We start from the raw sequence: 8,671 nt of genomic DNA on the forward strand, positions 1-8,671 counted from the left end.
TCGTTTTACTGAGTGTCTGATAAAAAGCAGGAACATCTTTCCAATCCATAGCTGGTATATTTTGTGTTTTATGGAGTTGTTTACCTAAAAGAGCACGTGCTTTTTCTGTTGCTTGTAAATCAACATCCAACCCTAATGCAGCCGCATGTTTGAGACAAAGATTAAGACGATTCAGTGCTTTCTCTGCTGTTGCAGCTTTTGAATGCCAAATGGGAGCAAGGGTATTGCGTATCTCTATTTGCGTAATCTCAGAAACCGGTAAACAGCCTAATTTTGGTAGAATATAAAGGCGTAAAGGCGAAAACCAATGTCCATTTTTACCATCCCCTTTTAATTCAGTTTTACGACTTTCAAAAGCATCCATGGCAATATCTTTTAAATAATGAAGATTGCTTATTGCCTCACGCTTTTGTTTATCGCGTTCTTGAATAGGGTCACGACCCTCATGCAAAACAGAACGCCATTGATTTGCTAATTCACGAGCTTTTTTTAAAGAAACATTTCGCAACGCACCCAAGCCCATTTCGCGACGGCGCCCGTGAATGGTATAACGATAAAGCCATTGAGCACCGCCATCTTTACGCTTATGGAGTAACAAGCCGGCACCATCATTATATTTGCCAGCTCCCAATGTTGCGACAGACCTTGCATTAAGACGGTTCATAAGAGCCATTTTTAATCCTTTCTTATATAATTTTTACCCACACACCAGCCCGGCTTGTGACATGCGAACAAGTGATTTTCATTGATTTAAGATAAGCAGGTTTGAAATAAGAGAATCTTAGGTTATTCGAGAGTCTCATTCAATATGAATAACGCTAAATTATCATTATAAATCAATGTGTTGTCATGACAACCGTCTATAGCTACCAACATCATAATACTTCCATCATGATAAGTGTCTTCATTCTTTTAATCATTTTCAATATCATGACCTAATGGAATTTTGATAAAGTTATGCAAAAACTTGATAAAACAAAGCACTAAAATAATTCAGGAATTTACATGGTTTTCCCCAACCATAGCAACAATAAGCCACTGAGCTGTAAGAGCTGGTTTTTTTAACTGTTCAATTTCCACCGTGACACCATAATGAAAAACAACCCGACCAGAAGGGCGCACTTCAGCATTATTTAAAACAAAACGAGCACGCACCCGCACACCTGTTTTCACAGGGCTCATAAAACGTACTTTATCAAAACCATAATTAATTCCCATTGTTGCCCCTTCCAACTCTGGAAGTGCCTCATAAGCAAGCGTAGACAAAAGTGATAAGGTTAAAAAACCATGAGCAATAGTTCCACCAAAAGGCGTTTTTTTTGCTCTTTCCTCATCTACATGTATCCATTGATGATCATCTGTTGCGCATGCAAATTGATTAATCATCTCCTGTGTAACAAGACGCCACTGCGACAATCCTACTTCTTTCCCAATAAAATTGGCGACATCTTGTACTGCTATTTTTTGCTGCATAACGCTATTCCTGTTTTATATGCTAAAAGTACTCCATCCCTCTTGCTTTTATAAAACCCATTCATTAGAGCATCAAGAATAAAAGATGAACTATCTTACAAGCAAATACGTCTTATCAAGGAAGACAATGCCCTTTTAGCAAGGTAATGTGCAAATAGGAAAAAATAATGGCAAGTAATGTAAACCTAACAGGTTTAGCGCATGATTTGAAGCAACGCGCCCAAAACCACCCACCCATCCGTATTGGACTCATTGGTTGCGGTGAAATGGGAACAGATTTGCTATCAAGTGTTGCGCATATGAATGGTATAACAGTTGCAGCCGTTGCCACCAGAACGCCTTCACGTGTTTTTGATGCTGCTACATTGGCCTATGGTGAAGATGGATATGTACGTGAAGTTGAAAATGCTCATGCTCTAACCCAAACTCTTGAAAAAGGTTTTATTGCCGCAACAGATGATATCAACCTTGTTCTAAGTCATGAACAAATCGATATTATCGTTGATGCAACAGGCTATCCTGAAGCTGGAGCTGAAATTGGCATCAAAGCACTTGAGAATAATAAACATCTTGTCATGATGAATGTTGAAGCAGATGTTACAATTGGCTCTTATCTGAAACATGAAGCAGAAAAACGAGGCCTTATTTATACACTTGGTGCTGGTGATGAACCAAGTGCTTGTATGGAACTCATTGAATTTGTTTCAGCCCTTGGACACAAGATTGTAGCAGCTGGAAAGGGAAAAAATAATCCCCTCCTCTTTGATGCAACCCCCGATGCTTACGAAGAAGAAGCATTACGACGTAATATGAATGTTCGCATGCTCGTTGAATTTATTGATGGTTCAAAAACAATGGTTGAAATGGCAGCAATTGCCAACGCCACTGGGCTTCTTCCTGATTGCCCAGGCATGCATGGACCACAAACAGCATTGCAAGATTTAAACAAAGTACTTATTCCACAACAAGATGGTGGTCTTTTAAAACACTATGGTGTTGTGGATTATTCAATAGGTCAAGGTGTTTCCCCAGGTGTTTTTGTCATTGCAGAAATAGCACACCCACGTCTACGCGAACGTATGGAAGATTTAAAAATGGGACAAGGACCTTACTTTACCTTTCACCGTCCTTATCATTTAACAGCAATGGAAGTTCCACTCACCTGTGCACGGATTATGCTTTATGGCAAAAAAGATATGGCACCACTTAACCATCCTGTCGTAGAAGTCTGTGCTGTTGCCAAAAAAGATTTATATCCTGGCGATCAATTAGACTTTATTGGTCTTTATAGTTATCGTGCTTGGATCATGAATTATACAGAAGCCCGTGCACAGCAAGCCATTCCTTGTGGACTTCTAGAAAAAGCAACAGTAACTGCTGAAATTAAAAAAAATGAACTCATTACGGTGCATAATACTGCAATTCGTAAAGATCAGTGGATTGCACGCCTTCGCGCCAAACAAGACCTTCTGCTTCATGCCCCCCTTCCTTCCCACTATTGTCTTTAGTGACTTTCATATTTGATACAGAATAAACTATTTAAAATATTCATTTCCCTCACTCAATAAAATGAACAACAAACTCTTCCGATTAGATCAGTGAAACTTCTTCTAAATTAGAAATAATAACGCTACAATAGAGACTACAGTGCTCGGTATATTTCCTGTCATTAAAGAAGAAAACAATAAAATAATACCTACAACGCCGCAAAATCCTGCAAATAAAGACACATCCTTTAAAGACACATCCTTCACTCTTTCAAAAGTTAATCCACTTTGTCCTTCAAGATAAGAGAAACAGGAAATCTCGCAAATTATACATTCTCTTTGCATATTGAAAGCCTTATATTATCATAAAATTATAACCAAAATCGTAGTGCTTTTTCTCAAGAAGACTTTCATCATTTTTCATAAATCTCTCATCTCCATTACACACATATTTGAGATGACAAGGCTCCTATTTGCGTTTCTCTGATAGATAGATTAGGGTACGAGAAACGACTCTACCATTTTGATCACTTTGTCTCTATCGACTTTCTTTTAGGCAATAAATTTATGGTATCTAATACGCCTTTTCTTGCTCTTTTGCCCTTGGGCGCCCACGAATATCATGGAAGTCATCTTCCCTTTGAAACCGATTGGATTATTGCTGAAGCTTTTGCAAAAGCACTCACCCTACAAACAAAAGAGCAATTTCCGATTGCACTGTTACCGGTTGAAAAGATTGGTTATTCTGTAGAACATATGGATATTACAGGCACAAAAACCCTCACCTTTTCTGATGCTATTGAACGCTGGATCAATATTGGTGAGAGCTGCTATCATAAAGGTATGAAACGTTTTCTTCTTCTCAACGCGCATGGGGGCAATTCCCCTTTAATAAGCATCGTGATCACCGAATTACGAAGACGTTTTTCAATGCTTGCGGTTGCAACCAGCTGGAGTCGTTTTGGCCTACCGCAAGGTTTGATGGAACCGTCTCAACAGCACCTTGATATCCATGGAGGATTTATCGAAACTTCCTTAATGCTTTATTTAGCACCAGAAAAAGTGCATATGGAAAAAGCACAAAATTTTCATAACAAGCAAGCTGATATGATTGCCAATTATCGGTATTTACGCGCTTATGGTCCCCATGCCTTTGGCTGGACAATGCGTGATCTCAATCCCCAAGGAGCTGCAGGCAATGCAAGCCAAGCAACCCCAAAAGCAGGTGAGGCGATTTTTTCTCATGTTCTTTGTGGGCTGCATGATTTACTTGATGATATCAATCGATTTAACATAAACGCATAACGATAAAAGGCCCTTCATGGAAAAGACACAAAATACGCCAAAGAAACTTCCCGTTACTGTTCTCACTGGCTATCTTGGCTCAGGAAAAACCACTCTCCTCAATCGCATTCTCAGCGAAAATCATGGCAAACGTTACGCAGTCATCGTCAATGAATTTGGTGAAATTGGCATCGATAATGACCTGATCGTTGAATCTGACGAAGAAATTTATGAAATGAATAATGGCTGTGTTTGCTGTACTGTGCGCGGCGATCTTATTCGTATTCTAGAAAGCTTAATGCAACGCTCTCACCGGTTTGATGCGATCATTATAGAAACAACAGGGCTTGCTGATCCTATTCCCGTAGCACAAACCTTTTTCATGGATGAGACTGTCCACCAAAAAACAGCTCTTGATAGTGTCATAGCAGTTGTTGATGCAAAACATTTACCCTCTCAACTTAAAGAAAGCCGTGAGGCTGAAGACCAAATTGCCTTCGCAGATATTGTTCTTTTAAATAAAATTGATCTAGTCAATGCACAAGAGCGTGCCCATGTTGAATCACTTATTCTGGCAATTAATCCGCGAGCAGTGCTTTATACAACAGAGCGTGCCAATATCCCTCTTGATAAACTCCTTAATCTTGGTTCCTTCGATCTCCAACGCACTCTAGAAAATGACCCTCATTTTCTTGATCATCACCATGTAGATCATGTATGTGGTCCAAGCTGTCATCATGATCATCAACACCAGCACATATCTACCATTCATGATATTACAGTCACTTCTGTAAGTTTAAAAACAGGGGCTCTTAAACCAGAAAAGTTTTTTCCATGGATACAACAAATTACACAGCAACAAGGTCCTAATATTTTACGTTTAAAGGGGATTATAGCATTTCAAGGAGATGATGATCGTTATGTTATCCAAGGCATACATATGATTCTTGAAGGACAGCATCAACGCCCATGGCATGAGGATGAAAAATGTGAAAGCCGACTTGTTTTTATCGGCCGCACCCTTGATGCTGAAAAACTGAGAACGGGTTTTGAAAATTGCGCGTAAGTGAATAACAATGTCAAGCATAACCAAGTATGATCTTAAAGGCTACTGCCTCTCCTGCGGTTTTATAGACAATAAACCAGCCTTCGTTTCCGTGGAAGGTTTTATTGTTTTTTTAACCCCAACCCCACAAGTTATGGAAATTCACCAAGGAATTATTTCCAGTGTTTTTTCCCCTGATAATACAGCGATCATCACTGGTGGAGAAGATGGCAAAGTCTGTCAAACAACAGCAGATGGTCACACACAAGTGCTAGGAGAACGCAAAGGCAAATGGATAAACAAAGTTGCTTTTGGACCCAAAAAAGCTTTTGCTTTTGCCTCTTCACGTTTAACATGGGCAAATGTTGGGAAAGGAGAACAAGAGCTTATTCATGAACGGAGTGTAGAAGGTCTTGCTTTCGCCCCAAAGGGGTTACGACTTGCCGTTGCCCATTACAATGGTGTTACCCTCCATTGGCTCTCAACGCAAACCACTCCAACCACACTGGTGTGGAAAGGAGCACATTTTAATGTCACCTTCTCACCAGACAACCGCTATGTCATTTCTACTATGCAAGAAAACGCTCTCCATGGCTGGCGTCTTGCCGATAATCAGCATTTACGCATGAGTGGCTATCCCAACAAAGTCAAAAGCTGGTCTTGGAGTGCAAAAGGCAAATGGCTCGCAACATCAGGAGCATCAGCAGCAATTGTTTGGCCCTTTCATACAAAAGACGGTCCTATGGGTAAAATACCATTAGAACTCGGAACAAGAGCAAATGCACTTGTCACCACCGTCTCATGCCATCCAAGTGAAGAAATTGTCGCAATAGGCTTTAACGATGGGGTGATTTTATGTGCCCATTTTCGCGACGGAAAAGCAATTCTTCTCAAAGATTGTGGGAAAAGTGCCATCTCAGCGCTAAACTGGGATCAAACAGGGCATAACCTAGCCTTTGGCAGTGAAAGTGGTGAGTGTGGCATCATCAACATCACTGCTTAAGAAAAACTACACGCCCCCAATGAAAAAATACTTTAAGAATATCTGAGCTATTTACCTTTTAACACTACTGTTTTATCCCCTCTATAGAATGAAAAACATTACCCTGAAACAGACCGTAAGAAAACAATCCCCTCAGATAAAACCCTATGCCATACTGCAGGCTTCCACACAAAATATCCTGAAAACTTCTGGCAAATAATGGTCTGTCATCTTCACCTAAAAATACCACCAAACCTGCCCCTAATATCAAAAGAGAGGAAGCTTAAAGCTGTTTTAGATAAAACAGCTTCAGCAAAGTTCAAAAATTATTCCAATGACAACGCCACCACTTACTTTTTCAAAGCCTCTGCTTATAAGCTGTCTTTTCTAACACGATCCACGTGCAACACCAATGATTGCAACACACAACCTCTTCATATCTTCTGCGCTTCTATAGCAAAGAGGATAGTTAAATCTACCTGTTACAACTTTTGCATGAGTACCTACAATCGCGAAAAAGAAAAAATCACAACTGTAGAAATACAATAAAGCGCATTTTTAATATCCTCTCCGTTTATTTTACCTTCTCCCTTATTTAAAACACAAAAAGCAGAAAAAATAGCTGAGCAAAAATTTAAAATAACATGAAGATATAGATGCTATCTATAACAGTTTATAAATTGTAGGTTATCTATACAAAATAAAAATGAAAACAACACCTTATAATAAAGGCATAATGATTATAACCTACACCACAACTGCTAAAAAGACGGATAAAATAACAAAAAATTGCTCCCGCAAAAACACCCCTGATCCATTTATATTGATAAAAAAATATCAAAAACAAAGCCAAAAAATCTTTTGCAACACCACGCATATCAAGCAATTTCAATCATAAGCGCAAAAATCATAGAGAATGAATTTTTTTATCAAAAAACAACGAACCATTGAAATACAGCAATAGAGATTTTAATAAATGAAAAGGCAGCAAAATCTGCTGCCTTTCGTAGACAAGTGCGCATCATACCTTATCAAAAAAGATGACGCAAACCAGCAGAGAAACTTGCTCCTGAAACTCCTGCTTTGGTAAGTCGATGCTGATAGATTATATCCCCATGAAGTACAAATTGGGGAGAGAGCCGAGCATTAAAACCAAGTCCTACCTCTAAAGGAGAACCCAAATCACTTAATTGGAACTCTTTTTTAAAAGAGACAAACTGTCTATCTCCAAAACTATGTGAAAAATAAAGCATACTATAAAAGGAAACAAGACGTCCTACCTTAGATGTGGTAAGAGTCTTGCTTAAACGCGCACCAATACGCCCCGTCCATTGAGAAAATTTTCCCAAATCAACATCAATATGATCAACATCACGCACACGACCAAAATGAAGATGTTGATAAACAAGCTGAACCTGTGGATCAAAAACAACACCCCTATATCGCATTGCAAATGCTTTACCACTGGTCAAGGAAGCACTAAACTGTTTACCTTTTAATGTTGCAGCCTTACCCCGAGCAAGAGTGAACACATCACCCCGCAATAGACCATACGAGAATACCCCATCCATATACTCCCCTGTATCATGCTGTAGATTTCCATAACTAGCAATGGACCATTTATCAAATGAACTCTTTTTACTGTATTCAACATCTTGAGGATGTAGAGAGAGGCTTCCATAAGTTCCCATAAAGCCAAAGAATGTGCGACTATATAAACGTTCAATTTCCTTCAGCAAAACACCTGCTTCCAATGCCGTATAATCGAGATCTGCGCCATACCCATATTCAAAAGCCGACAAATTTGAAGCATAATGGTGACTTCCACCATAACCACGAACAAAAAATGCTGATTTTTCATCACCCTTCAAAGAACCACCAGAAGTACTTCGCATTGCCTCCAATTTTTTATTTTGAGAAATAAGATCTAACAAGCCAGCATAGAATAAGGTATTTGGCAGCAAGAGATAAGTTGGCAATTGCGGAACAACAGCCCTAATTCTTGGAGAGATTTTAATATCAGGCTTAACAGGAGTGTAAGGAGTAAGCTCTACGGAAGAGGGAGAAGATGCTGATAAAGTAGACGTAGAATCCACAGGTGAAGACTCTATTGGATCAGAGGACGCAGACAAAGAATTTTCAGGAAGAGTTTCACCAGACGTAGGCTGTACAGGCGTAGTATCTACAGAAGAGGCTGTAGATGAAACAGGTGTAGGTGCCGAATCCTCAGATAAAGAATTTACTGGTTCAGATGATCCAGACGGAGAAACTGTTGATGTATCAGATCCAGAGAGAGTAGAATTAGGACTCGTAGACGAAGAAGTTATGGAATCAGATCGCACAGAAGAAGATTCTGCAGGTGTGGACGACGTGGATATAGAAGCCGTGGAAGAAGTTTCA

Annotated in this window: 7 protein-coding genes; 4 read left to right on the forward strand and 3 right to left on the reverse strand. The window is 39.5% G+C overall.

What is annotated here, in order from left to right; genetic code table 11:
- On the reverse strand, positions 1–673 hold a 673-nt coding region (locus PVV69_RS08490), incomplete at its 3' end, for an Arm DNA-binding domain-containing protein (protein ID WP_273757164.1).
- A gap of 320 nt (positions 674–993) precedes the next feature.
- A complete protein-coding gene (locus PVV69_RS08495) occupies positions 994–1,473 on the reverse strand; it encodes a MaoC family dehydratase (RefSeq protein ID WP_273757165.1) in 480 nt (159 codons plus the stop codon).
- A 167-nt stretch (positions 1,474–1,640) separates the two neighbouring features.
- Between PVV69_RS08495 and PVV69_RS08500 the strand changes: the two genes are divergently transcribed.
- The 4 genes from PVV69_RS08500 to PVV69_RS08515 all read left to right on the forward strand — a co-directional run bounded on the left by PVV69_RS08500 (position 1,641) and on the right by PVV69_RS08515 (position 6,292).
- Positions 1,641–2,981, forward strand: a complete 1,341-nt coding sequence (locus PVV69_RS08500; RefSeq protein WP_273757166.1) for an NAD(P)H-dependent oxidoreductase — start codon at positions 1,641–1,643, stop codon at positions 2,979–2,981.
- 546 nt (positions 2,982–3,527) lie between these two features.
- Entirely contained in the window at positions 3,528–4,265 is a 738-nt protein-coding gene (locus PVV69_RS08505; RefSeq protein ID WP_273720912.1) for a creatininase family protein, read from the forward strand.
- Between the two features lie 16 nt (positions 4,266–4,281).
- Positions 4,282–5,310, forward strand: coding sequence for a GTP-binding protein (locus tag PVV69_RS08510; protein WP_273757167.1), 1,029 nt, complete (start codon positions 4,282–4,284; stop codon positions 5,308–5,310).
- Between the two features lie 10 nt (positions 5,311–5,320).
- A complete protein-coding gene (locus PVV69_RS08515) occupies positions 5,321–6,292 on the forward strand; it encodes a WD40 repeat domain-containing protein (RefSeq protein ID WP_273757168.1) in 972 nt (323 codons plus the stop codon).
- Between the two features lie 1,010 nt (positions 6,293–7,302).
- On the opposite strand, the gene PVV69_RS08520 is transcribed toward PVV69_RS08515, so the two are convergent.
- Positions 7,303–8,671: autotransporter outer membrane beta-barrel domain-containing protein (locus PVV69_RS08520; protein WP_273757169.1), on the reverse strand; the 1,369-nt coding region annotated here is incomplete at its 5' end.

It is taken from the genome of Bartonella sp. MM73XJBT (genome assembly GCF_028618465.1).
In the GTDB taxonomy this organism is placed as follows: domain Bacteria; phylum Pseudomonadota; class Alphaproteobacteria; order Rhizobiales; family Rhizobiaceae; genus Bartonella.